Source organism: Shewanella sp. NKUCC06_TVS, assembly GCF_019345515.1.
Taxonomy (GTDB): Bacteria; Pseudomonadota; Gammaproteobacteria; order Enterobacterales; family Shewanellaceae; genus Shewanella; species Shewanella oncorhynchi.
In genome coordinates this window covers 245,934-268,714 of record NZ_JAHKQX010000002.1, presented here as the reverse complement: position 1 = coordinate 268,714, position 22,781 = coordinate 245,934, and the positions used below count along the sequence as shown (strand labels likewise).

Below are 22,781 nucleotides of genomic sequence, written 5' to 3'. Positions count from 1 at the left end.
CATTTTTGATGAGCAATTAACTTTTCACATTGACATTGTTAAGTATGTAATCTGTTTCATAGATGCGGGAACTCGCATTTTCTGGCTTGCTATGTAAACCTGTGACTTCGACCATGACAGAGGTTTCTTGATTCATCGTCGAACTCCCCCACAAGATATCCTTACTCGCGCTCGCTCCTACTCCAAACTGGCCAATTGCATCACGATCGGTTTGTTCGTGAGTAAAAGTGAAGTAGTTATAACCCGCTTGTTTGCATAACTCTGCTGACTTACGCATGACGTACTTTCGGGCCAATGCGCGGTCAGTGTTGGTATTGCCAACAAAGCTTATCTGCCAGCTATCGGGTGCAATCTGTGCGGTTTCAAATCCTTTACCGAAAGACCAAAATTGCTTTTCGGTATCGTAGGAAGTGGCACAAGCTGAAAGCATCAGAGCTAATCCAGCACATAAAAACGTTTTTCTGATAAGTGTCATGGTCTTGTCTCGTCAGGTTGTTTAGAAGCTATAGTTCACGCCAAGGGTAGTAACCCACTGGTTGTTACTGTCTATTAGCGGAGAGTCAGCCATGTTGGCACCTATGTGCGAGTAACCAGTGGCTTGAGTAATATCTAAATGCTTAGTGACTGGAATAACCAAAGCGTAGCCTAGCTTATAGGCAAAGGTGCCGTCGGCTTGATAGGCAGGACGCTGCGCCGTAGCTTCAGATGGTGTCACACCTGTGTAGTAGTTTGCGAAGTCTTTACTGAAGTAGTGCACACCCGCATAAGGCACCAGATCACCGAAGCCTACATTTATTGGATGGTAATAGGTGATATCAGCCTGAAAACCATCATAAATATTGGTGACATCGTGTTGGAATTTGGTTGATAGCGTGCCATTTCCTAAATGAATGTCGGCGTTTAAACCCAGATCACCACTGAATTTGCGATCCTTCATGCCCGTTAAAATATCCGCATCATCGGCATCAAAGCCGGGATTGGCAACGGCAAAGATACTGAAATTAACGGCACTATCGTTCGTGCCTAAAAAGCGGTAGTTGATGCCGGACAGATCGGCGTTGAAGTCTTCACCGTGGTAGCCGCCATTGAGATAGGCACCTGTCTGGTGATCTTGACCCTTATAAAATTGACTACCAGTAGCAACACCTGCGCCAGCAAAGAACTGATCTTGATGACTATAGATATTACCGTTACGAATGTAGGTATTGCTTTCAGCAAGAGCGTGGCTTGACATCAAAACACTTGTGATTACAAAGCAAAGTTTTTTCATTTTTTTATCCTTAAGACATCTGTCTAGTGACTGTGATGCCACTATATTTCACTTCTTAAAAGGACTCTGTATCCGAATGTAACCTAGACCATGTATTGCAGCCTTCTCGCATAGCCTGGCGCTGGTGAGCTCGTGGAGCTGAAGACGATGACCTTTTGCTAAGCCGGAGGGATAAGATAAAGAAGACTAAGTAATAGGTAGCTTTTGATTGAATGGAGGAGAGAGCGCATTGATGAGGTGATATAAAGGTAAAAAGTTATGCCTCTAAAGCTATTTGAAATCAATAGCATCAGGGGGATTTGACCCGATGCTATTGGTCAGTCATTCAAACAACTCGCCGACTAAGCCTAGGGGCTAAGGGCAAGGTAATCTAAATTGATCGGACAGTTGGTTTAATCGTACTAATAGCTCTGGCGATAAGGTGACTTTTAAACTGTCGATGTTTTCTTTCAGTTGATATAAGTCGGTGGCACCTATGATATTGGAGCCGACAAACTTACGTGAGTTAACAAAAGCTAACGCCATTTGTGAGGGCGTGAGTTTGAACTCGCGGGCCAAATCGACATAGGCTTTTGTAGCCTCCAGAGCCATTTGCGAACCTGTATAGCGGGCGAAACGCTTAAACAAGGTCAGGCGCGCGCCTTCAGGCCATTGGTCGTTGCAATATTTTCCCGTCAAGGCGCCAAAGGCCAGTGGCGAATAGGCCAGTAATGGCAAGTTTTCGCGGTGACTGATTTCGCTCATGCCGACTTCGAAACTGCGATTAAGCAAGTTATAGGGGTTTTGCACACTCACAATACGCGGCAAACCATGTTTTTCGGCGAGTTGCAGGTATTTCATCAAGCCCCAAGGCGTTTCGTTCGACACACCGATATAGCGCACTTTACCTTGGCGGATCACTTCGGCGAGCGCTTCTAGGGTTTCAAGTATCGGTGTTTGATGTTCATGTTCTTGTTGATCGTAAAACAGTTCACCAAAGAAATTGGTATTACGGTCAGGCCAATGGATTTGATAAAGGTCGATAGTGTCTATTTGGAGGTGTGCTAAAGACGCATCGACCGCTTGGTGGATGTTGTTCCAGTCCAGCGCCATATTTTTGCGAATGTAATCACTTTTACCCCTCGGTGCGGCAATTTTAGTGGCGATCACTAAGTCGTCTCGGTTACCGCGGGCCTTAATATATTGCCCTAGGATACGCTCGGTTTCCCCTTGGGTCTCCGGCTTAGGTGGTACGGGATACATTTCCGCCGTATCGATAAAGTTGATGCCATTGCCTATGGCGTAGTCCAGCTGTGCAAACGCTTCGGCTTGGGTATTTTGTTCGCCCCAAGTCATAGTGCCCAAACAAATTTTACTGACCTCAAGATTAGAATGCGGTATGCGTCTGTATTCCATCTATTTCTCCTACGGAAACTCTCTTAGTTTGAGGCTACCAAGCTTTTGCTGTAAAGCAAAGGTTAAACCATAGGTTGAAATGTTAGTGCGCTAAAAATAGCCAGCAATTTTAGCCATCCTGTCCCATTTTGAGGCATGCCATTGGTTGAAGTTTGTTCGCTGAGTTGCTCTTTTAACGGTTTTAGCGCTTTACTGCTCTGAAATGGAGATTTTTGCTTATTTTTGTAAACCTTAGGTACTACTAAATCAGTAATGACGTATTTATGAATAAATTGTTATAAAACTACATTTGCAGATTACAGTAAGTAAGGATGTGAATCTGTGTCACAAAATTGCGTAAATTTACGTATCTAACTTACGAATTTGCAGCGGAATGTGACGCCAATATCGGAATCTGCGTTAACAAATCTCTACCCTAAATTTATCTAAAAATTTTTCATGGTTGATATTTGTGATGGCAGATTTTTCAAACCAAATTGTAACGATCAAAAAAGGCCTCGACTTGCCGATTGTTGGTGAGCCGCGACAGGTCATTGAACTCGGTGCTAAGCCATCCCAAGTGGCTGTTCTGGGAGAAGAGTTCGTTGGGCTTAAGCCGACGATGTTGGTCGAAGAGGGTGATTTTGTTCAAAAGGGCCAAGCCCTATTTGAAGACAAAAAAACGCCTGGAGTCTTGTTCACTGCACCCGCTAGTGGCCAAGTCGTAGCGATTAACCGCGGCGAGCGTCGAATTCTACAATCAGTCGTCATTCGTTGTGATGACGGTGAAAACCGCGATGGGCAGATTTCCTTCGATATCCATCAAGACATCGCCGCTTTAGCAAGGTCAACCGTTCAGGCGCAATTAGTGAAAAGCGGTCTATGGACTGCCCTGCGTACTCGGCCTTTCTCGCGCGTGCCTGCGCTCGATAGCATGCCAGCAGGTATTTTCGTCACCGCTATCGATACTAATCCACTGGCCGCAGATCCCCGTTTGATTATCGCCGAGCAAACCGAGGCTTTTAAAGCTGGCTTGCTGGTGTTGAGCCGCTTAACCGAAGGCAAGGTTTACCTGTGCCAGGATAAGGGCGAAGCGATTGTTAAAGAAGCATTACCACAACTTGAGGTGCGCCGCTTTGATGGTGTTCATCCTGCGGGTTTAGTGGGCACTCATATTCACTTTACTTTGCCAGTGAGTTTAGAACGTCAGGTATGGCATATCGGTTATCAAGATGTGATTGCCTACGGCAAGTTATTCCAAACCGGTGAGTTGTATACCGACCGCATCGTCGCCTTAGGTGGCCCGAGCGTGCTGAACCCGCGTTTACTGCGCACTCAATTGGGCGCTGAGTTAAGTGCCTTAGTGAGTGATGAAATCAAACCTGGCCATAACCGCGTGGTATCGGGATCTGTGTTATCTGGCCATACCGCGGCGGGCGTACATGACTTTTTAGGCCGATTTCACAACCAAGTGTCAGTGTTGAGCGAAGATTCGCAGCACCATGTTCTCCCTTGGGTGCGTGGTGGTTCTGATAAATTCTCCATCACTCGTGCCGTAACATCACGTCTGTTTGGTGCGACTAAATTGTTCGAGTTTACGACTCATCAGGGCGGTTCTGCTCGCGCCATGATGGCTTTTGGTCAGTTAGATCGCGTGATGCCACTGGATATTTTACCCACCTTACTCGTTCGAGATTTAGTGGTGCGTGATACCGATGAGGCGCAGGCCTTAGGTGCATTGGAGTTAGATGAAGAAGATCTGGCGCTGTGTACCTTCGTATGTCCCGGCAAATATGACTTTGGTAAAGAATTACGTGCCTGTCTAGATGTTATTGAGAGGGAAGGTTAATGACCAAACAAGTGAAAAAACCTGATTTACAGGACGCCTCTGATTTACAACAAGAGTACTACGCAACGGGTAAGTCGATGAAGGGCTTTTTGCGCTCACTCGTCATTGCCAATGGTCGTAGCACTAAGGGCCAAGTGCATGTGCGTGACGCGATTGACGTGAAACGTACCATGACGCTAGTCGGTTTGTGTTTACTGCCCACCATTTTATTCGGTCTATATAACATTGGCCTACAGGCACAGCTTGCGCTCGCGGGCGGATTATCGACGCCAGATATTTGGAAGTTAGAAATCTTTAATACCCTGTTTGGCAGCCTTAGCCAAGACACTGGGATATTAGGTTTATTCCTCTATGGTCTTAGTTTTTATCTGCCGATTTACCTGACAGCACTGCTCACCAGTTTGTTCTGGGAAGTGGTGTTTGCGCGGGTTCGTGGTCAAGAGTTGCACGAAGGCTTCTTCGTGACGGCCCTGCTGTTTACCTTAATCTTGCCAGTATCGACACCGTTGTGGCTGGTGGCCATGGGGATTTCCTTTGGTGTGGTTGTGGCTAAAGAGCTGTTTGGCGGCATGGGATATAACTTCCTTAACCCTGCGCTGGCGGGCTTGGCTTTTATCTACTTCGCCTATCCATCTGAAGTTTCAACCATTAAACAGCTCGTTGCCGTTGATGGTTTCTCTGGTGCAACGGCGCTGGCACAAACCGCAGCGGGCAAGTTGAGTTTTGCTGATTACTCTTGGTTTAGCGCCTTTAGCGATCCTAACTGGTGGAACAACTTTTTTGGCTTTACCGTGGGCGCGATTGGCGAAACCAGTACCTTAGCAATTTTGATCGGCGGTTCATTATTGCTGATCAGCCGCTTAGCGGATTGGCGCATTGTGCTCGGTGTATTGCTGGGCATGATAGCGACAGCAACGCTGTGTAATTACATCGGTTCTAGCAGCAATCAAATGATGGCAATGCCGTGGACTTGGCATCTTGTCACTGGCGGTTTTGCGCTGGCGATGATGTTTATGGCCACCGATCCTGTAACCACTTCGTACACTCGCCAAGGCAAGTTTGCCTACGGTGCTTTGATTGGTTTTATGACTGTGCTTATCCGTGTAGCTAACCCCAAAATGCCTGAGGGCGTGATGTTAGCCATTCTGTTCGCCAACCTTTGGGCGCCGCTGTTCGATTATCTGGTGGCCCGCGCCAACATCAAACGGAGATTAAAACGTCATGGTATTTAAGAAAGATACTGTGGTGGGGACCATGATCTTCACCATCACGCTCTGCCTCCTGTGCTCTTTTATGATCACAGGCACTGCAGGCATATTGAAAGAACGTAAAGTCGCCAAAAAACGTGACGAAGTGCAGCGCTATGTGTTGATGGCCGCCGATGTGAACTTAGGTCAGGGCAATGAGTTTAGAGAGATTTTCGCTAAATCCGTTAAGCCATTATTGATCAACTTAGACACAGGTAAGGTGGACTCAGACGCTAACGTCCTCGATTTCGATGAGCGTATGGCGGCAATAAATCCTGAGACTTCAAGTGCGCCGAAAAAAGATATAGCCAAGATTAAAACCCGTGCGAACGATGCCCGCGTGTTTAAAGTGCTTGATGCCAACGGCAAGTTAGACAGCGTAGTTGTGCCTTTCTATGGCAAAGGTCTGTGGTCGATGATCTACGGTTATGTGGCGGTTGAACCCGATTTCAACACCATTAAAGGGCTAGTCGTGTACGAACACGGTGAAACCCCTGGTATCGGCGATTTTTTAACTGATCCTAAGTGGGTGTCACTATGGAAGGGTAAGCAATTGTTTGATGAAAAAGGCAAGTTTTCGATACGTCTTGTGAAAGGCGGCGCTAAAGAAGGCGATATTCATGGTGTCGATGCGGTGAGTGGCGCGACCATGACGGGCCGCGGCGTGCAGCGCGCAATGGAGTTTTGGTTTGGCGTTGAGGGCTTTCAAACCTTCTTCAATCAGCTGAAAGCGACGGCCACGCAGGGTGAATTGCAAGGTGAGTTGGGAGAGGCAAAATGAGCAACACTTTATCCATGCGTGACATGTTAACGGGGCCAGTGTTTGCCAATAACCCCGTCGCGATGCAAGTGCTGGGCGTATGTTCGGCACTGGCGGTCAGTAACTCAATGCAAACCGCTGTGGTGATGACACTGGCAGTGACCTTTGTGTTGGTGTTTTCTAACCTGATTATCTCTGCCATCCGTAACTTTATCCCGACCAGTGTGCGGATTATCGCGCAGATGACGGTTATCGCCTCCTTGGTGATTATCGTCGACATGGTTCTGCAGGATGTAGCCTATGAGTTATCTAAGCAACTTTCTGTATTCGTTGGGTTAATTATCACTAACTGTATCATCATGGGCCGTGCAGAAGCTTTCGCCATGAAGTATCCACCGCATTTAGCGGTCGTCGATGCGCTCGGTAATGCGACAGGCTATGGTTTGATTTTGATCAGTGTCGCCTTTGTACGCGAGCTGTTAGGGACGGGTAATTTATTCGGTCACCCTGTGTTCACCACCATCGAAAATGGTGGCTGGTACTTGCCAAATGAGATGTTCAAGTTACCACCGAGCGCCTTCTTCCTGATTGGTGTGTTGATCTGGACTATCAATGTGATCCAGCGGAAACGGGGTTAAGGAGCAGATATGGAACACTATATAAATCTATTTTTGCAGGCCACTTTTATCGACAACATGGCGCTGTCGTTCTTCTTGGGCATGTGTACTTTCTTGGCCGTGTCTAAAAAGGTGTCAACTGCCTTTGGTCTAGGTGTTGCCGTGATTGTGGTGATGACCTTAGCCGTGCCGTTAAACCAGCTGATTTACGTCAAAGTGCTCGCACCTGGCGCACTGTCTTGGGCGGGATTACCCGGTATCGATTTAAGTTACCTGCAACTGATCACTTTCATTGGTGTGATTGCGGCGTTAGTGCAAATCCTTGAAATGTTTTTGGATAAGTACATTCCTAGCCTGTATGACTCCCTTGGGATCTTTTTACCTTTGCTCACAGTGAACTGCGCGATTTTTGCCGGGGTGATCTTTATGGCGAACCGTGATTACAACTTCGGTGAGTCAGTGGTGTTTGCGATGGGCTCGGGTCTTGGTTGGGCGGTGGCGATTGTACTGCTGGCGGGACTGCGCGAAAGAATGAAATTCAACGCGATTCCTGAAGGCTTACAAGGTATTGGTATCACCTTTATTACTACAGGCTTGATGGCGCTGGGCTTTATGTCTTTCTCAGGGATCTCGCTGTAACGCTACAGTAGGCGAGCCAAGAATTGAGAAAGTGAAACCAGATTCTTTTTAGAAAAGAGCTAGAAAAGGGTAATACGATGGAAATGGCAATTGGCATAGGCATGTTCACGCTAGTGGTCTGTCTATTGGTGATAGTGATTCTAATCGCCAAAAAGAAATTAGTGGCTACGGGTGAAGTGACGATCAGCATCAACGAAGATGCCGAAAAAAGCATTCAAGTTGCCGCGGGTGATAAGTTACTCGGCGCTTTGGCGAGTCAGAGTATTTTTATTCCGTCTGCCTGTGGTGGCGGTGGAACCTGTGGTCAGTGCCGAGTGAAAATTAAATCGGGCGGCGGTGACATTCTGCCGACTGAAATGGGCCATATCACTAAGAAAGAGGCTAAAGAAGGTTGTCGTCTCGCCTGCCAAGTCTCAGTGAAAACCGATATGGAACTTGAGCTCGACGAAGAAATCTTTGGGGTGAAGAAGTGGCAATGTCAGGTGATCTCTAATGATAACAAGGCGACTTTTATCAAGGAGTTATTGCTTGAGTTACCCGAAGGTGAAGATGTTCGCTTTAAAGCGGGGGGTTATATTCAAATTGAAGCGCCAGCCCATGTGGTGAAATACGCTGACTTTGATATTCCTGAAAAATACCGTGGCGATTGGGACAAATACGGTCTGTTTGACATTGTCTCTACCGTTAATGAAGAAGTGTTGCGCGCTTACTCTATGGCCAACTATCCCGATGAAAAGGGTCGCATTATGCTGAACGTGCGGATTGCGACGCCGCCATCGGCCAATGTGCCAGCGGGCAAGATGTCATCTTACATCTTCAACTTGAAAGCGGGCGATACAGTGACGATTTCTGGGCCATTCGGAGAGTTCTTTGTGAAGGAAACCGATGCGGAAATGGTGTTCATCGGCGGCGGTGCGGGCATGGCACCTATGCGTTCACACATTTTCGATCAGCTTAAGAGTAAGAAAACCACACGTAAAATGAGCTTCTGGTACGGCGCCCGTTCAACCCGTGAAGTGTTTTACCAAGCGGATTTTGATGCCCTAGCGGCCGAGAATGACAACTTCGTTTGGCATGTGGCGTTATCTGAGCCATTGCCCGAGGATAATTGGACTGGCTACACTGGCTTTATTCATAATGTGATTTATGAGAATTATCTTAAAAATCATAAGGCACCAGAAGACTGCGAGTACTACATGTGTGGTCCTCCAATCATGAACTCTTCAGTGATTAAGATGCTTGAAAGCCTAGGCGTTGAGCCAGAAAACATCCTACTCGATGACTTTGGTGATTAGCCGTTAAACTTAAGCTAGAGCTTAATCAGAGCTTCAATTAGCGGTTAAAGCTTGAAACTAAAAACTCGCGTTAAGGCAACTTAACGCGAGTTTTGTTTATTGCTTGTTAGCGTTTTTAAGTTCAAAGCCTCTAACAATGACATATGCAATAAGGGCAAATATGAATACGATAAGGTACATCCATGCGATACTTTGCAAAGTTTCAATAATTGTTCGATATATCTCAATAGTCCAACGTTCTAGAGTTAGCTGTAGAATTTCAACATCTTTATGTCGAGCGGTAATGTAGCGTTCTAAATCATAAATTCTAACTCCACCAGAAATACCCACAACGTATGTGGCAAAAATAATATATTTTTGCCAAGCGGCACTGATTGAATCTTGAATTATTCGAGAAAATATTTCTCCTAGTGGTCTTTTGAAAATCGAAACAACCAGAAATGAAACGGTTATAGATAGTGCAAATGTAATAAGCAGTAATGTAAAGAACATGCTCTCTCCTTAGAACAGATAATCAAATCGACAATTTTACCAGTCATTTAAAATCAACAACATAATCTGCTTTCGGCTTACGTTCAAGTGAATAGTGATTGAGATCGCTTTAAGGATAGGTGCCGAGTGGGTGTCAATATTTGTGAATGACTTTGCATTTAAAAACAATCAAACGAAGTTTGAAAAGCATAAAGTCGCCTCCTAGTTATCAGTCTGTACTGGTCAACTCCATTCACTTTTAAAGGCTCAGTCCAGACTGTCATTCCAAATTTCAAACACAGCAACACTAAAAAAACTTGTGATATGCTTGCCGCTTTCAAATCTGGCCATTGGCCAATTACGTTAAGGATAACCCATGCGTTTGAGTGTTATCAGTACCCTGTTGACTGGTTTTTTATTATTCCTAAGTGCCAATAGTTTTGGTCTGTTATTAGAAACAGGTGCTGAACAAGAGCAAATTGGGCAAGGCAGTAACTCGATTGCCGTTGAAAGCCAAACCGCATCTTCAGTATCGAGGGTGGCGGAGATTAAGACCTTAACCCAAACCGCGATAAAGGATTCGCCGCAGCCATATAGTGGCAGTGTTATCCTGCTTGAGCAGGGCAAGCCGCAGCTTGAACTGCAAAAGGGCGAAGGTATTAGTCAAGATTCGCGCTTTGTGATGGCATCGCTCTCTAAACAAATCACCGCAACCTTGATATTGCAGGCACTCGATGCGGGGAAACTCGACTTAAACCTATCGCTTAATCATTATCTTTTTGGTGATGCAGAAGGGAATAATAAGGCGCTAAAAGGCACTGTGGCGGGTACAAATTCAAGTGCAAACGCTTTAAATCCCAGTCGTTATGACGCGCGGATTACGCTGCACCAACTGCTGACTCATACATCGGGTGTCGATAAACTGGGTAAGGCTAATCGATTCGAGCCGGGTAGCCAATTTGAATACTCCAACTTCGGTTATTCACTTTTAGGGCAAGTGCTTGAGAAGGTCAATCACCAATCCTTTGCCGAGCAAGTGGCGCAGTTTGCAACGCGATACCAGCTTAATGGCTTGAGCGCTGAGCTTGGCAGTATTGAGGCGATTCACGCCAAAGTGCCTTCACTCGCCGTAGGTTTACAGGAAAGCGAGGTGATTGCCCCTGCTGACTTAGTGCTTGATGAAGCTTTGTTACCTGCCGGGGGATTGATTGCTTCAGTGCCAGCTTATGCCGCCTTTCAGCATCTATTACACTCTGGCAAGTTGATGAGTGCAAAGAGTTATCAACGGATGACAACGGCGTATACCGAGATCCAATTCTTATGGCCGAATATGCGCTATGGCTATGGGGTGAGGATCAATAAGGACGATGGTCTCGTCGAATACAGTCATACGGGCTATTTATCTGGCTATATGTCGATGACACTTCATTATCCTGAATTTAATTTGGATCTGGTGATGCTGGAAAATCTATCGCTAAATCTTAATGATCGCGCTCGAGTATTTGAACTGCATAATCAGATACGTCAAATCATTCGTAGCCAGTTACTGCTTGTTAAAACGTCTAATGTTAAGCCTTAAGTCTCTCCATTATGTTGGCTAATAGGCGGCTAAGTCAGATGGTGTGAGTCTCGAAAGCATAAAGCCCCAAAGTTAGGGCTTTATGCTTGGTACTCGTTGGCAGTTAAGGTGCTAATCGTTACCAAAAGCGCTTTCTAAGTGCGGTCTCGATATCAATCTCAACCCTAAAGTACTGCAAAATCGTCCAAACTGAATCGACTAAGGCTTCGGTAAGCGCTGGATAATCATCCTCGATAATTTCGTTAATTTCTTCGACGGTTTCATCGATATATTCCTGAACACCTTCCTCAAATTCGGCCTTTGTCGCTTGATTGCGGAAAAAGCTAAAGTTGTCGAGCTTTTCTATCAATTGATCAATAAGGACTCTCACCGAATTGAGTTGTTCAACTGTGATCGTCGGATCGGTGGCGATCAGTTTAAAAAAGCTCTGCACTTTGGTTTTGAGATCGAATAGCGTTGGGATTTGATCTCGATTTGCCGCCGCATTACTCACCTCTAATTTGGTTTGCTTGACGGGCGCAGGTGTCACATTCACCTCAGATGCTTGCGGATTGGCCGTCATAGGATCGGCATTGCTCGAAGCTGTTGCTGGTATTGCGCGATTGTGGGCTATGGTTGTGGGGGCTGGCGGTATCTCGCGCCCCAGTGTTTGTAGCAGGCGGCGCTGGAAATAGCTTTGCGGCAGGGCTTTGCTGAGTGCTTGCTCAAGCTGAGTTTCACTGTAGGAGGCTATCTGCAGCAGCGCTTCGAAGATCTCTTTATATTCTTGCTCAATAGCCGCTATTAGCGGGCTATTGCCTAAGCTATTGGTCACGGTTAAGTCGGCGCCATATTGCTGCAAAAGTCTTAAGATCCGCACAGCTGTTGATTCAAAGCGGGGGAACTCGATTGAACTGCCACCTATCACAGCGCAAAGGGCAGGAGTGGTGTCTTCGGCATTGATGGCATTGGGGTTGGCGCCATGTTCGAGCAGCGCTTCTACGCAGGACTGTGCGCCGTAGTAACTGGCGCACATTAATGGCGTAAATTGCTCATCTACTGAGAATTCTTCTAACTTTGCTCCATGGCGCAGTAAGAGTTCTACGGTTTTTCGCCGCATAGGGCCGGTAATTTCATCCCACCAGTAGGTCGAAATCGCCTTGTGTAGAATGGGTGAGTTATCGTGACCGCAATGGGTAAAAATATCCCCGCCTTGGTGAATGAGCCATTCAAGTAGTTGGCTTCGACAGGAGATAGCCGCCGCAGACACATAGTTAGTGTTGTAGATATTGGTGAGGCTTAAATCCAGCCCCTTGGTGAGCAGATATTCCATCACTTGGATAAGTGTTGCTTGATCTTCTTTCCCTGAACCACGCTGGCAGATAGTGAGTAAGGTTGGTTCATCCACCGCCCCAAATTTTTTATTGATATCCATACCATATTGCAGGAACAGATCGAAAAACTCGGGCAGAAAGGTTTTCTTTTCGACCATTGGATAAACCAGTAGTCGTAAATTCGACCAGACTAACATCTCATAGGGTTTACCCGTATTCACAAATTCGGCATTTGGATTAGCGCCATATTTGAGCAACAGTTCAAGGGCTTGGTAGATGTAGCTCCGTTTATTCGGATCGGTAAATTGGGCATTATTAATATATTGGTTGAGCAAGGGTGAATGGTCGGCATCAGGCGGTGTCATCCTATAGATGCGATTGATATCGACGGTGGCCTTAATCAGTTTTTCGATAATCCTAAGGTCAAATTCTGAGGTCAATGCCGCATAGACCAAACTTTTGGCGTGAGAATCGGCTTTGAGCTGCGGATAATGGTCTAACAGGTATTCAGTGTAGTCTTGCGCTTTAGCGTAAACGCATAGTTCGAGTAAATTAGCATCATCCCAGAAGCTGCTATCGTTGGCCATAATATAGCGTGACTTTTTAAATGCAGGGAAGCGTTTAACTAAGGGAGAAAATGTTTCTACTCCCCAAAATTCGCTCGAAGAAATAATGTTTTCAATTAGGCTTAATTTGCCAATGTCTAATGGGATATCTTTATTAATGATATGCAGGAACAGATCTTTATTGCGTTCATCATATAATATTTCTAGTGGGTGATTTAATTCACCATTAGTCCAAAAGCTCACCGGTTTATTGATATCTAAGTTAGCTGCAAGTAGAAGGTCGATCATGTCTCTACGTTGATGGTCTTGATAGATATATTGCGGATTAGGATGAAATAGATAGTTGAGCCAGCAATTACTATATTGATTTTGAAAGTAAAGATTGGCACTAGAGTCTAGGTATAGGGTAACGAGTTCTGAGTTGTTATATTCAATAGCCGAATGCAAGGCACTGAAACCATTACATTCAATTTTAGCGCCTTTGCTGAGCAAGTATTTTATAAGCACTAAATCGGACTGAGGACTGCAAGATAGTGGAACTAATATATTGCAGGGCGAAACATTGAGATCAATAAAGTTGAGATCTCCACTATCGGCAAGAAATTGATCAACTTTCTTTATTTTAGCCGAGGTCGAAAGCGTGTTATCTAGGCATATTTCCCGAAGTGTGAGTTTCTTATCACTAAAAATCCAACTGAGCATAATGTTCCCTATTTAATGCCGTTAACAAAATGGTATCAAACGCCTTTCAATTTATTAAAAATTGAGTGAGGTAAAATTGCCATATATTAATGCATTTAAGTTAAGAAAAACTATGCCCTAAGACTGATAATTAAAATGATCCTGTTTGAATAACATTTTGTGATACAAATTGATAATGCCAAACAAGTTGCATGATGACATGTTTGGCATTGTTACTTTGATTGGAATTCTGCTTCATATCCTATTGATTAAGATCTAGCAGCATCGGCATTTCGCAGGCGTCGTGGCCTGTGTTCCCTAGGGGAGCCGACAGATGTACAAAGCCTAATTTCTCATAGAGTTTTACGGCTTCATTTAGTACAGCGGTGGTTTCTAAATAGCAGCTTTGATAACCCGTTTCGCGGGCGAAATCGAGTGCCATTAACGCTACGCGTTTTGCGAGTCCTTTGCCGCGGATTTCTGGCATAAAGTACATTTTTTGCAGTTCGCAGACGCCATCATTGTTAGCTAAAGGCGCAATACCGGCGCCGCCTAGAATGCGGCCCTCTAATTCAATAATCCAATAGTTGGCGCCCGCTTGGGAGTAGATCTGGCTTAGGCAATCTAAGGTCGGGTCCGCCACGCTATAGCCTTTATCCGCGGTTAAGCCGTATTCGGCCGAAACATCGCGGATGACTTTGGCAATTGCGGCATCATCTTGGGCTGTGGCTTGGCGAATGTGACAACTACTTTGCTGCTTGGCGTTATGTACGGCTTGGTTATATAACACGAGGGCCTCTTCGATTTGTGAAGTTTGCAATGGAGTCAGTTGGGCTAAGATCCCTTGGAATAATTGATTCTGCTGAGTATCCAATTTAACGAGTAATTTCTTACCCGCAGGTGTCAGTTGCACAACTAAGCAGCGACTGTCCCGTGGGTGCACCTGACTCTGGGCAAGATGTTTATCGATCAAATGCTTGATAGCGCGGCTCGCATTGGACTTATCTATGCTGAGTTTGCTTGCAAGCTCTTTGATGGTCAGGGGCTGCTTGCCTATCTCAAACAGGGCATGGGCTTGCACGGGCGAAAGGGGTAAATCCCCAAAGGCGGCGTTGAGCATACCTAAATTTCTCACCAGATAGCGAGACAAATGCCTGAGTTGGGCGGATGAGCCTGACTCAGTCGTTTGCTTAGTTTGAGTCACAGGCTTCGCGGGATCTTGAGCCAATGGTGCGTCTGTTTGAGCCATAGTCGAATAGGTTTGGTTGCATGTCACAACTAAGTTAGCGGGCTTTAATTCCTCTTGCAACATATTACCAACAATCTACTGTGTAAATATCAGGATTCAATAATGGCGCCATGGCGAGAATAATCGCCTGGGTGTAATTACTTTCACGGGTCGCATGGCCGTGTGTCAGTAAACCTATAGCACCGCCTTTTTGCTTAATATTGATTGTATTGAACAATCTATCCATGACATCCCCGAGTTCTTCCCCCGCTTCTAATGCCCGATAAACTTGCATTGGTAAAGGTAAAATCGCACTGCGGCCAATGGCAAGCTGGTCTTTATGGCCAATCGCGATATAGGCGAATGTGGCAGGACCAAAGTCAAAACAATCGACACCGCCTTCCATCGCAAAATAGTAGTCGGCTTTAGTCTCTTGCGGGTCCTGCTGTTGACAATAGCGCACCCGATTGATCGCCCCTTGGCGAGTGTCGAGATCTGTCATTGGCTGCGCCGCAACACCAGAAGGGGCATCCATACTGCTGGCTTCTATGATGCTCTCAGGGAACAGCTGTGCCATGGCGTTAGTTGCCGCGTTGATTTTTACTGGGTTTTTAGAACCCACTTTTATCTTAATAATGTTTTGTTGCATATAAGTTATTTATTTTGGATTTTAATGTGGACGCTCGTTTGAATCATTGCTTAAATGGTCTGAGGTGTCTAAGTGTTTGGGTTTTCTATTCTGCCACAGTCGTCGGCGAAGCTCAGTAAAAAAGCCAACAGTAGGGGAGGCAATAGCCAGCCTTAGGGACTAGGAAGCGACATGCAACTATTGCTCCTTCAGTAATTTGGGCTGGAATAGGCAGTAAGGCTATGTCATTGAAGGAACCAAAACCAAGAGATAATAATAATGAAATTCAACAAACTCGTGATTGCTATGGGAATGGCCTGCGGTTTAATACTGACCGGCTGTAATGATAGCGAAGATAGCACTACGCCTACCGAACCTGAAACTCAACTGCAAACTTTTGCCCCCAATGGTTTACTCAAAGCCAGTATTCGCCGTACTACCTATGGCGTGCCGCATATCCAAGCCGACAACTTAGAAAGTTTAGGTTTTGGTAGCGGTTATGCGCAGGCACAGGACAACTTATGTGTATTAGCCGATGGTTTTATCAAGGCGAACTCACAGCGTTCTATGTACTTTGGTCCCCATGCGTCGATTGACTTCACTACGGGTCAACCTACGGCGGAAGATAACGGTAACCTTATCTCAGATTTTGCCTATAAAGCGTTAAAGATCAGAGCGCAAGCCGAAGAAAAATGGCCGAAATTTAGTGAAAACTCTCGGGCACTTATCCAAGGTTTTGCCTCTGGTTATAACCAATATCTTGCTGATGTCGAAGCGGGAACACAAACGGCAGAACCTTTCTGTGGCGGTCAGCCTTGGGTGAAACCCATAGTGCCAGAAGATGTGGTGACTTATTTGTTTTCTATCGCCTTATTACCGGGCGCAGCTAACTTTCTCGATCTGATTTTTTACGCTAACCCAGGAGATGCACAGGAATACATGCCGCGTATCGTTGGGCCCGCGCCTAGCCAAGACCAAACTGCGTTTGTGGCCGATATGCAGTCTAAGTTGATTGCCCGCGCGGCTCGTATCACGACACCAGAAACCAATCCCCGCGATTTAGGTTCAAATGGTTGGGGTTTAGGCAAGGATAAAACCGAAAATGGTAAGGGCATGGTGCTAGGTAATCCGCATTTCCCGCATACGGGTAACCTGCGTTTTTGGCAATCCCATATTACGATCCCAGGGCATTTAGATATGATGGGCGGCTCGTTAGTGGGTATGCCTGGACCGATTAATATTGGTTTCAATAAAGATCTCGCTTGGACTCATACCTTCTCTACCGCTGAGCATTTTGTGATGTTTAACCTTGAGTTAGTCTCGGGTGATCGGATGCAGTATTTGTTTGATGGTAAACCTATGCCGATCACCAAAGAGACGGTATCGGTTCTAGTGAATGCAGGTCCTGCGGGCATGCTGGTCGCCGAGAAAGATATTTATACTACGGCCAAAGGCCCTATGGTCGAAGCTCCTCCCGCTTTAGCGCCTTTTGGTTGGGATGATGGCAGTGCCTTTATGATCCAAGATGCCAATATGGGGACTATGGACCCTGTTGACCATTGGTTAGCCATGAACATGGCGACGAACAAAGAAGAGTTCCAACAGGCATTTAAGGACTACGATGGTGTCATCTTTAATAACACTATGTACGCCGATAAAGAGGGCAATGCTTTCTATATCGACGACTCAACTGTGCCAGGATTATCCGAATCTGCAGTCGTGTTGTTAAAAACCTCACCGGATATTAAAGCGGCTAAGGCAAAAGCCGGATTTACGATTTTACCCGGTAACACTTCGTTGTTTAGCTTCGATGGTCCTACGCCCTATGAACGTGCGCCCAAGCTTGAGCGCAGCGACTTTGTGCAAAACTCCAATGACTCCTTTTGGTCGACTAACTTGAATGAACCACTGACTTACTTCTCGCCTATGTACGGCGCAGAGGCTGGACAGCTATCACTGCGGACACGGATGGGTTTGAGTTTAATGCAGGACGCCGCGGGGGCTGATGGCAAGTTCAGCTTGGAAGAACTCGAAGCGGCTGTGCTGTCGAATCGCAGTTATCTCGCCGAGTTAGTGCTGCCTGACTTGATTGCCCAGTGTGATGCCCAAGGCAGTACACCTGTGGTGGTGTCGGCGAGTTTATCTAAGGATGTCTCTTCGGCTTGTGCGGCATTAAAGGCGTGGAACGGTAAGCAAGATAACGACAGTAAAGGTGGTGCTTTACTACGTGAATTTGCCCATCTATTCAGCCAAACAACTATGTTGACCCAAGGATTCGATCCCACAAATGCGGCAACGACACCTAAAACCTTGACTACGGATGGTAGTGCCTTAAAGGCCTTGGCGCACAGTGCGCTTAACCTTGAGGCCGCAGGCTTTGCCATAGATGCGCCATTGGGGGATGTGCAATTTGTGGAGAAATCGCTGCCAGATGGAACGCCAAGCGGGTCGCGTTTACCTTGGCCGGGTAGTCATAATGCTGAAGGTGGATTCAACGTGTTTTCAACCAGTTTGTCGGGTGATGACACTTTGATCCCGCAGCACAAATACGCTGCTGTGATGGATGTGGTCACTGGCAAGGCGATGAGTTCTGGCTTAACGGCGAAAGGATACCAAGTGCGTTACGGGTCGAGTTGGATGATGGCGGTGAACTTTACCGATGAGGGGCCTGTGGCGCGGGGGATTTTAACTTACTCTGAGTCGAGTAATATCTTAACGCCTGCGTTTGCTGATCAAAGTATCTTGTACTCGAGTGCTAAAAGCTTCCGTCCTTTGTTGTTCAAAGAGGCTGACATAGCACCTGCTGTAGTGTCGACGACTGAGCTGACACTACAAAAACCATAAGTCAGATTTTGCGCTTTAATCGTTAGCGGCTCACTTCGGAGTTGAATCTGGATGAGCCGTTTTTTATGCGTGTTTGCGACTGATAGCGATTTGTAAAAATTTAACATTAACGACTGTGATCTCGATCTACCTTAGGTGTGAGTATGCGGCGGCTAGTCTCGTTTTGTTGGTTTTTGTGACATATGCCCGGTTAGCTGTTTTTCTCGGCGCTTATGCAATGTCACTGGATTTCGCTTGAGGTGAATACCTTGTGTTTTTAAGTGGCTTTTTATGTATATGTTTTGATGCTGTATTGAAAACTTATTACATTAAATCAGCGATCTAGATCTCAATATCAGTTTATTATGAAATTCCCTTACATAAAGCCGTGTCAGATCAACTTTTATGGGCTTTTTTTGGTTATCCTTAGCGCGAATTTATTATGCTAGTCACACCGTAAGGTAACTTTTATATGCAAAAAGATGCGACCAGTGTTCTTGGAACACCTCAAAGCACACAGAATCTAGATTCAACGAAACACTTACCTTGGACTCGCCAAGACACGACTTGGATGTTGAGTTTGTTCGGCACTGCCGTTGGCGCTGGAATTTTATTTTTACCTATCAATGCGGGCATGGGCGGCTTTTGGCCTCTTGTGTTAATGGCAGTGATCATCGGTCCTATGACCTATCTTGCCCACCGTGGTTTATCTCGTTTTGTTTGTTCATCAAGCATTCCAGGTAGCGACATTACTCAAGTAGTTGAAGAGCATTTTGGTGTTGGCGCGGGTAAAGCCATTACCGTACTGTATTTCTTTGCTATCTACCCGATTGTATTAATTTACGGTGTGGGTATTACCAACACGGTTGATAGCTTTATCGTCAATCAGTTAGGCATGGCATCGCCACCACGCTTCATTCTATCGGGTGTATTGATCCTCGGTATGATGGCTGTAATGGTCGCAGGTGAGAAATTCATGCTCAAAGTGACACAATTGCTGGTGTATCCGCTGGTGGGTATTTTGGCCTTTATGTCTATCTACCTGATCCCTGAATGGAAAATGGATGCTTTACTCGTCGTACCAGAAGCGGGTGCATTTTTAGGCACAGTTTGGTTAACGATTCCAGTTTTAGTGTTTGCCTTTAACCATTCTCCAGCGATTTCACAGTTTTCTGTGTCATTGAAACGTGACCATGGCGCGAATGCTTCTCGCAAAGCTGATGTTATTTTACGTAATACTTCCATGATGTTAGTGGGCTTTGTGATGTTGTTTGTGTTCTCTTGTGTGTTGTCATTATCGCCAGCCCAATTGGCAGAAGCGAAAGCGCAGAACCTACCGATTCTGTCTTACCTAGCCAACGTGCATTCAAGTGGTTTTGTGAGCTACTTTGGTCCGTTAATCGCCTTTATCGCGATTGTGTCCTCTTTCTTCGGCCATTACATGGGCGCAACAGAAGGCATGAAAGGCGTAATCGTTAAGCAGTTACGCTCAAGCGGCAAATCAGTCACGGATGCTAAGATCAACAAGTTCATCCTAGGCTTTATGTTTGTCACTATCTGGGCTGTGGCTGTGATCAACCCAAGTATCTTAGGCATGATTGAAGCATTAGGCGGCCCAATTATCGCGGCTATCCTGTACTTGATGCCTATGTATGCCGTGTATAAAGTGCCAGCGTTAAAAGCGTATCGTGGCCGTATCAGCAATATCTTCGTGATCATTGCAGGTTTACTGGCGATGACGGCGATTCTGTTTGGTTTCTTCCGTTAAGTTTTACGAGTGCAGTGAAGCTTAACGAGGAGTTAGCGTTAGGCTTTTAATCTGAATCGTGACTCGTAAAAAAAGGATCGTGCCATTGGCCCGATCCTTTTTTATTGCGAATAAGCAATTGAGGGACTTATTTTTCTTCGTACATTAAGTAGTAACTCTGCTTCATCCCTAATGCTTGATAGGTCTGCTGGGCGGCGAGGTTTTCTTGCTCTACATATAAACGGAAGCTGGCAGCGCCACCATTGGCTTCGGCCAGTTGTTTGACTTCACTGTAGAGCTTGCCATAAATGCCTTGGCGACGATTTTGCGGGCGAATATACACACTCTGGATCCAGTAATAATCCTTGGCGCGCCAATCGCTCCATTCAAATGTCACCATGAGTGAGCCGACGAGCTCACCTGCGATTTCAGCGACCAGGTAAAACCCTTTTTGCGGGCTCTCAAGTAGCGTGCCCACACCTCGAGTCAGTGTCGCTTCATCTAAGGCTAGGCCTTCTGTTTCTTGTGCCATGGCCTGATTAAACTGCACTAAAGCGATTAGGTCTTGAGCCTTAGCTTTACGAATCAACATACTACAACTCCTAGGCGGTTATTTGGCAATACCGCTCTTGTTTAGTAAACAACATTTTGTGATTCACTTTATCATGGAACGACAAGGGATAACGAGTTTGGCAGTGGCAGGTTAGGCACTGATATTATTTATTACTGTGGATATTTGTACGACTAAAGTCTTATCTGCTAGGCTTATCTTTAGTGTCCTTTCGCTGAACTAAGTGAGTTAATGATGGGATTTATTAAGTCTACTCGCCGCTATAAACTTAAGATTTTACCTGTCTATGATATTGCTGCTGATGAACAGATAAATCATCTTCTGCATTTTATTTTAACGCTGTTGAGCTTCGGTTTATGGGGTTTAGTTTGGTGGTGGTTGGTCTTAAAAGCTAACGGTAAGTCCGACTTTATTTTCAGTGGTTTTGATGAAGATTATTGGAGTTATTTGATTGAGCGTGAGCAACCGCCTGCGTCGCTTTATCGTCAGCAAATAGCACCAAAAAAAATCACAGAATATTTTGATGCTTAAGCAGGAAAACTAACATCTCAGCGGCCAATTTAACAAAGTTGGTTTGGTTAATATTACTGATTTTAAGGCGGTTTAGCTCAACGTGACCCAGATCATCCCTCGATTAAAACCCCTCTGCTAGACTCGGCGATTGCCCCATTTAGACTGAGAAACTAGCGCGCTAGTTTTGGTCTTTGCCCCATCATAGTTTCGAATTCAAGGTTATCAATATGACAAAACAAAAGTCGTCAGCATTAGGCCGTGTTTGGTCTCGCTGGATGTCAGTGCCGCTGTGGCTGCAAATTGTTATCGGTATGGTGCTAGGTATTTTAGTAGGCATCATCTTCGGCGAGCAAGCGACTCACTTAAAACCGATAGGCACCTTGTTTGTTAATTCCATTAAGATGCTGATTGTGCCATTGGTATTTTGCTCACTGATTGTGGGCGTTACTTCGATGCAAGATACGAACAAGATGGGGCGTATTGGTTTTAAATCTTTTGCGTTTTATCTCTTTACCACGGCTATCGCGATCACTATCGGTTTGATTGTCGGTTATGTTCTTCAACCCGGTGCAGGTTTAGGTTTGTCATTGGCAGATGGCACGGCTGAAACTGCCAAAGAAATACCTTCTTTAGTCGATACTTTGATCGACATAGTACCGACGAATCCTATTGCGGCTTTAGCAAGCGGGCAAATTTTGCAAGTTATAGTATTTGCGATTGTTTTAGGTATCGCCTTAGTGCTGATTGGCGAGCATGGAAAACCTGCAATTAAAGTGTTCGAAAGTTTAGCTGAGGCCATGTATAAAATGGCCGACATGGTGATGAAGCTCGCACCCTACGGTGTATTTGGTCTAATGGCTTGGGTAGCGGGGGAGTATGGGATTGATATGCTCTGGCCACTGATCAAAGTCATTATTGCTGTGTACCTTGGCTGTATTATTCATGTGATTGGATTCTATAGTTTGTTACTGCGCGGATTTGCGAAGTTAAGCCCGCTGCAGTTTTTTAAAGGGATTAGCAATGCCATGTTAGTGGCGTTTACCACGTCGAGCTCTGCGGGCACGCTTCCTGTGAGTATGAAGTGTGCGAGTGAAAATTTGGGAGTTCATAAGAAGATCTCTAGCTTCGTGTTACCGCTAGGCACCACAATCAATATGGATGGCACAGCGTTATACCAAGGTGTCACAGTGCTGTTTGTGGCACAAGCGTTTGGTATCGACCTGACTGTCGTCGATTATCTCACCATTATTTTAACGGCGACGTTGGCCTCTATTGGTACTGCGGGAGTGCCCGGTGCGGGTTTAGTGATGTTGACTTTAGTACTTACAACCGTAGGGCTTCCCTTAGAAGGGGTGGCATTGATTGCGGGAATTGACCGTATTTTAGATATGGTGCGTACTGTGGTAAACGTCTCCGGTGACTTAGTGGCGACGACTGTTATTGCAAAGTCTGAAGATGAGCTGGATATGGCGCATTATAATGCCGACATAGATCAAAGCGCCGTAATAGCCGAACAGAATATCGCCCTCGAAATTGCAGCGGCTAAGAGTGTCAAAGCATAGGGACCTTTTATTGCTGGTTCGTTAACTAAAAAACCGCCATTGGCGGTT

The 22,781-nt window shown here is 45.7% G+C and carries 19 protein-coding genes; 11 read left to right on the top strand and 8 right to left on the bottom strand.

Features of this window, described 5'->3' with window-relative positions; all coding sequences use genetic code 11:
• Positions 1-16: 16 nt before the first annotated feature.
• The 3 genes from KO531_RS03220 to KO531_RS03210 form a co-directional block, all read right to left on the bottom strand.
• Positions 17-475 (bottom strand): hypothetical protein, encoded by a 459-nt coding sequence (locus KO531_RS03220; protein ID WP_028761861.1) that lies wholly within the window; start codon positions 473-475, stop codon positions 17-19.
• A gap of 21 nt (positions 476-496) precedes the next feature.
• Positions 497-1,270 carry an outer membrane protein OmpV gene (gene ompV / locus KO531_RS03215; protein ID WP_173246644.1) on the bottom strand — a complete coding sequence of 258 codons (774 nt, stop codon included), beginning with the start codon at positions 1,268-1,270 and terminating at the stop codon, positions 497-499.
• A gap of 354 nt (positions 1,271-1,624) precedes the next feature.
• Complete coding sequence (locus KO531_RS03210; protein WP_219250364.1) at positions 1,625-2,665, bottom strand: NADP(H)-dependent aldo-keto reductase; 1,041 nt, start codon at positions 2,663-2,665, stop codon at positions 1,625-1,627.
• Between the two features lie 454 nt (positions 2,666-3,119).
• Between KO531_RS03210 and KO531_RS03205 the strand changes: the two genes are divergently transcribed.
• The 6 genes from KO531_RS03205 (at position 3,120) to nqrF (ending at position 9,051) form a co-directional block, all read left to right on the top strand.
• Positions 3,120-4,493, top strand: a complete 1,374-nt coding sequence (locus KO531_RS03205; protein ID WP_219250363.1) for a Na(+)-translocating NADH-quinone reductase subunit A — start codon at positions 3,120-3,122, stop codon at positions 4,491-4,493.
• Positions 4,493-5,725: an NADH:ubiquinone reductase (Na(+)-transporting) subunit B gene (locus KO531_RS03200; RefSeq protein WP_219250362.1), complete on the top strand. Its 1,233-nt coding sequence runs from the start codon at positions 4,493-4,495 to the stop codon at positions 5,723-5,725. The genes KO531_RS03205 and KO531_RS03200 overlap by 1 nt, the downstream gene beginning before the upstream one ends.
• Positions 5,715-6,521, top strand: a complete 807-nt coding sequence (locus tag KO531_RS03195) for a Na(+)-translocating NADH-quinone reductase subunit C (RefSeq protein WP_105250117.1) — start codon at positions 5,715-5,717, stop codon at positions 6,519-6,521. Before KO531_RS03200 ends, KO531_RS03195 begins: the two co-directional genes overlap by 11 nt.
• Complete coding sequence (locus KO531_RS03190) at positions 6,518-7,138, top strand: NADH:ubiquinone reductase (Na(+)-transporting) subunit D (protein ID WP_028761892.1); 621 nt, start codon at positions 6,518-6,520, stop codon at positions 7,136-7,138. Before KO531_RS03195 ends, KO531_RS03190 begins: the two co-directional genes overlap by 4 nt.
• Positions 7,139-7,147: 9 nt before the next feature.
• Positions 7,148-7,756 carry an NADH:ubiquinone reductase (Na(+)-transporting) subunit E gene (nqrE, locus tag KO531_RS03185; RefSeq protein ID WP_105250116.1) on the top strand — a complete coding sequence of 203 codons (609 nt, stop codon included), beginning with the start codon at positions 7,148-7,150 and terminating at the stop codon, positions 7,754-7,756.
• Positions 7,757-7,833: 77 nt separating this feature from the next.
• Complete coding sequence (gene nqrF, locus KO531_RS03180) at positions 7,834-9,051, top strand: NADH:ubiquinone reductase (Na(+)-transporting) subunit F (protein ID WP_105250115.1); 1,218 nt, start codon at positions 7,834-7,836, stop codon at positions 9,049-9,051.
• A 96-nt stretch (positions 9,052-9,147) separates the two neighbouring features.
• On the opposite strand, the gene KO531_RS03175 is transcribed toward nqrF, so the two are convergent.
• Entirely contained in the window at positions 9,148-9,543 is a 396-nt protein-coding gene (locus KO531_RS03175; RefSeq protein ID WP_107949014.1) for a hypothetical protein, read from the bottom strand.
• 355 nt (positions 9,544-9,898) lie between these two features.
• Here KO531_RS03175 and KO531_RS03170 point away from each other — a divergent pair, with 355 nt between their 5' ends.
• Positions 9,899-11,101: a serine hydrolase domain-containing protein gene (locus tag KO531_RS03170; protein ID WP_219250361.1), complete on the top strand. Its 1,203-nt coding sequence runs from the start codon at positions 9,899-9,901 to the stop codon at positions 11,099-11,101.
• Between the two features lie 118 nt (positions 11,102-11,219).
• Here the strand turns inward: KO531_RS03170 and KO531_RS03165 are convergent, their stop codons facing one another.
• The 3 genes from KO531_RS03165 to yjjX form a co-directional block, all read right to left on the bottom strand.
• Positions 11,220-13,682 carry an ankyrin repeat domain-containing protein gene (locus KO531_RS03165; protein ID WP_219250360.1) on the bottom strand — a complete coding sequence of 821 codons (2,463 nt, stop codon included), beginning with the start codon at positions 13,680-13,682 and terminating at the stop codon, positions 11,220-11,222.
• A 241-nt stretch (positions 13,683-13,923) separates the two neighbouring features.
• Positions 13,924-14,973 (bottom strand): bifunctional helix-turn-helix transcriptional regulator/GNAT family N-acetyltransferase, encoded by a 1,050-nt coding sequence (locus tag KO531_RS03160; protein ID WP_219250359.1) that lies wholly within the window; start codon positions 14,971-14,973, stop codon positions 13,924-13,926.
• Between the two features lies 1 nt (position 14,974).
• Positions 14,975-15,538 (bottom strand): inosine/xanthosine triphosphatase, encoded by a 564-nt coding sequence (gene yjjX / locus KO531_RS03155; RefSeq protein ID WP_219250358.1) that lies wholly within the window; start codon positions 15,536-15,538, stop codon positions 14,975-14,977.
• A 258-nt stretch (positions 15,539-15,796) separates the two neighbouring features.
• On the opposite strand from yjjX, the gene KO531_RS03150 reads away from it, so the two are divergent.
• Positions 15,797-18,361 carry an acylase gene (locus tag KO531_RS03150; protein ID WP_219250357.1) on the top strand — a complete coding sequence of 855 codons (2,565 nt, stop codon included), beginning with the start codon at positions 15,797-15,799 and terminating at the stop codon, positions 18,359-18,361.
• Positions 18,362-18,812: 451 nt separating this feature from the next.
• The gene (locus tag KO531_RS03145) at positions 18,813-20,108 is read left to right on the top strand and encodes an aromatic amino acid transport family protein (RefSeq protein WP_219250356.1); all 1,296 of its coding nucleotides are present in this window, start codon (positions 18,813-18,815) and stop codon (positions 20,106-20,108) included.
• Between the two features lie 127 nt (positions 20,109-20,235).
• Here the strand turns inward: KO531_RS03145 and KO531_RS03140 are convergent, their stop codons facing one another.
• Positions 20,236-20,679, bottom strand: coding sequence for a GNAT family N-acetyltransferase (locus tag KO531_RS03140; RefSeq protein ID WP_219250355.1), 444 nt, complete (start codon positions 20,677-20,679; stop codon positions 20,236-20,238).
• A gap of 213 nt (positions 20,680-20,892) precedes the next feature.
• Here KO531_RS03140 and KO531_RS03135 point away from each other — a divergent pair, with 213 nt between their 5' ends.
• Both KO531_RS03135 and KO531_RS03130 read left to right on the top strand, forming a co-directional pair.
• Positions 20,893-21,189 (top strand): hypothetical protein, encoded by a 297-nt coding sequence (locus KO531_RS03135; RefSeq protein WP_168825074.1) that lies wholly within the window; start codon positions 20,893-20,895, stop codon positions 21,187-21,189.
• Between the two features lie 209 nt (positions 21,190-21,398).
• Positions 21,399-22,733 (top strand): dicarboxylate/amino acid:cation symporter, encoded by a 1,335-nt coding sequence (locus KO531_RS03130; RefSeq protein ID WP_219250354.1) that lies wholly within the window; start codon positions 21,399-21,401, stop codon positions 22,731-22,733.
• Positions 22,734-22,781 lie beyond the last annotated feature (48 nt).

What these genes read in the sequence shown, in the direction of transcription:
- KO531_RS03220 (WP_028761861.1), bottom strand. Translation starts at nt 475, where the DNA reads ATGACACTTATCAGAAAAACGTTTTTATGTGCTGGATTAGCTCTGATG.
- ompV (WP_173246644.1), bottom strand. Translation starts at nt 1,270, where the DNA reads ATGAAAAAACTTTGCTTTGTAATCACAAGTGTTTTGATGTCAAGCCAC.
- KO531_RS03210 (WP_219250364.1), bottom strand. Translation starts at nt 2,665, where the DNA reads ATGGAATACAGACGCATACCGCATTCTAATCTTGAGGTCAGTAAAATT.
- KO531_RS03205 (WP_219250363.1), top strand. Translation starts at nt 3,120, where the DNA reads ATGGCAGATTTTTCAAACCAAATTGTAACGATCAAAAAAGGCCTCGAC.
- KO531_RS03200 (WP_219250362.1), top strand. Translation starts at nt 4,493, where the DNA reads ATGACCAAACAAGTGAAAAAACCTGATTTACAGGACGCCTCTGATTTA.
- KO531_RS03195 (WP_105250117.1), top strand. Translation starts at nt 5,715, where the DNA reads ATGGTATTTAAGAAAGATACTGTGGTGGGGACCATGATCTTCACCATC.
- KO531_RS03190 (WP_028761892.1), top strand. Translation starts at nt 6,518, where the DNA reads ATGAGCAACACTTTATCCATGCGTGACATGTTAACGGGGCCAGTGTTT.
- nqrE (WP_105250116.1), top strand. Translation starts at nt 7,148, where the DNA reads ATGGAACACTATATAAATCTATTTTTGCAGGCCACTTTTATCGACAAC.
- nqrF (WP_105250115.1), top strand. Translation starts at nt 7,834, where the DNA reads ATGGAAATGGCAATTGGCATAGGCATGTTCACGCTAGTGGTCTGTCTA.
- KO531_RS03175 (WP_107949014.1), bottom strand. Translation starts at nt 9,543, where the DNA reads ATGTTCTTTACATTACTGCTTATTACATTTGCACTATCTATAACCGTT.
- KO531_RS03170 (WP_219250361.1), top strand. Translation starts at nt 9,899, where the DNA reads ATGCGTTTGAGTGTTATCAGTACCCTGTTGACTGGTTTTTTATTATTC.
- KO531_RS03165 (WP_219250360.1), bottom strand. Translation starts at nt 13,682, where the DNA reads ATGCTCAGTTGGATTTTTAGTGATAAGAAACTCACACTTCGGGAAATA.
- KO531_RS03160 (WP_219250359.1), bottom strand. Translation starts at nt 14,973, where the DNA reads ATGTTGCAAGAGGAATTAAAGCCCGCTAACTTAGTTGTGACATGCAAC.
- yjjX (WP_219250358.1), bottom strand. Translation starts at nt 15,538, where the DNA reads ATGCAACAAAACATTATTAAGATAAAAGTGGGTTCTAAAAACCCAGTA.
- KO531_RS03150 (WP_219250357.1), top strand. Translation starts at nt 15,797, where the DNA reads ATGAAATTCAACAAACTCGTGATTGCTATGGGAATGGCCTGCGGTTTA.
- KO531_RS03145 (WP_219250356.1), top strand. Translation starts at nt 18,813, where the DNA reads ATGCAAAAAGATGCGACCAGTGTTCTTGGAACACCTCAAAGCACACAG.
- KO531_RS03140 (WP_219250355.1), bottom strand. Translation starts at nt 20,679, where the DNA reads ATGTTGATTCGTAAAGCTAAGGCTCAAGACCTAATCGCTTTAGTGCAG.
- KO531_RS03135 (WP_168825074.1), top strand. Translation starts at nt 20,893, where the DNA reads ATGGGATTTATTAAGTCTACTCGCCGCTATAAACTTAAGATTTTACCT.
- KO531_RS03130 (WP_219250354.1), top strand. Translation starts at nt 21,399, where the DNA reads ATGACAAAACAAAAGTCGTCAGCATTAGGCCGTGTTTGGTCTCGCTGG.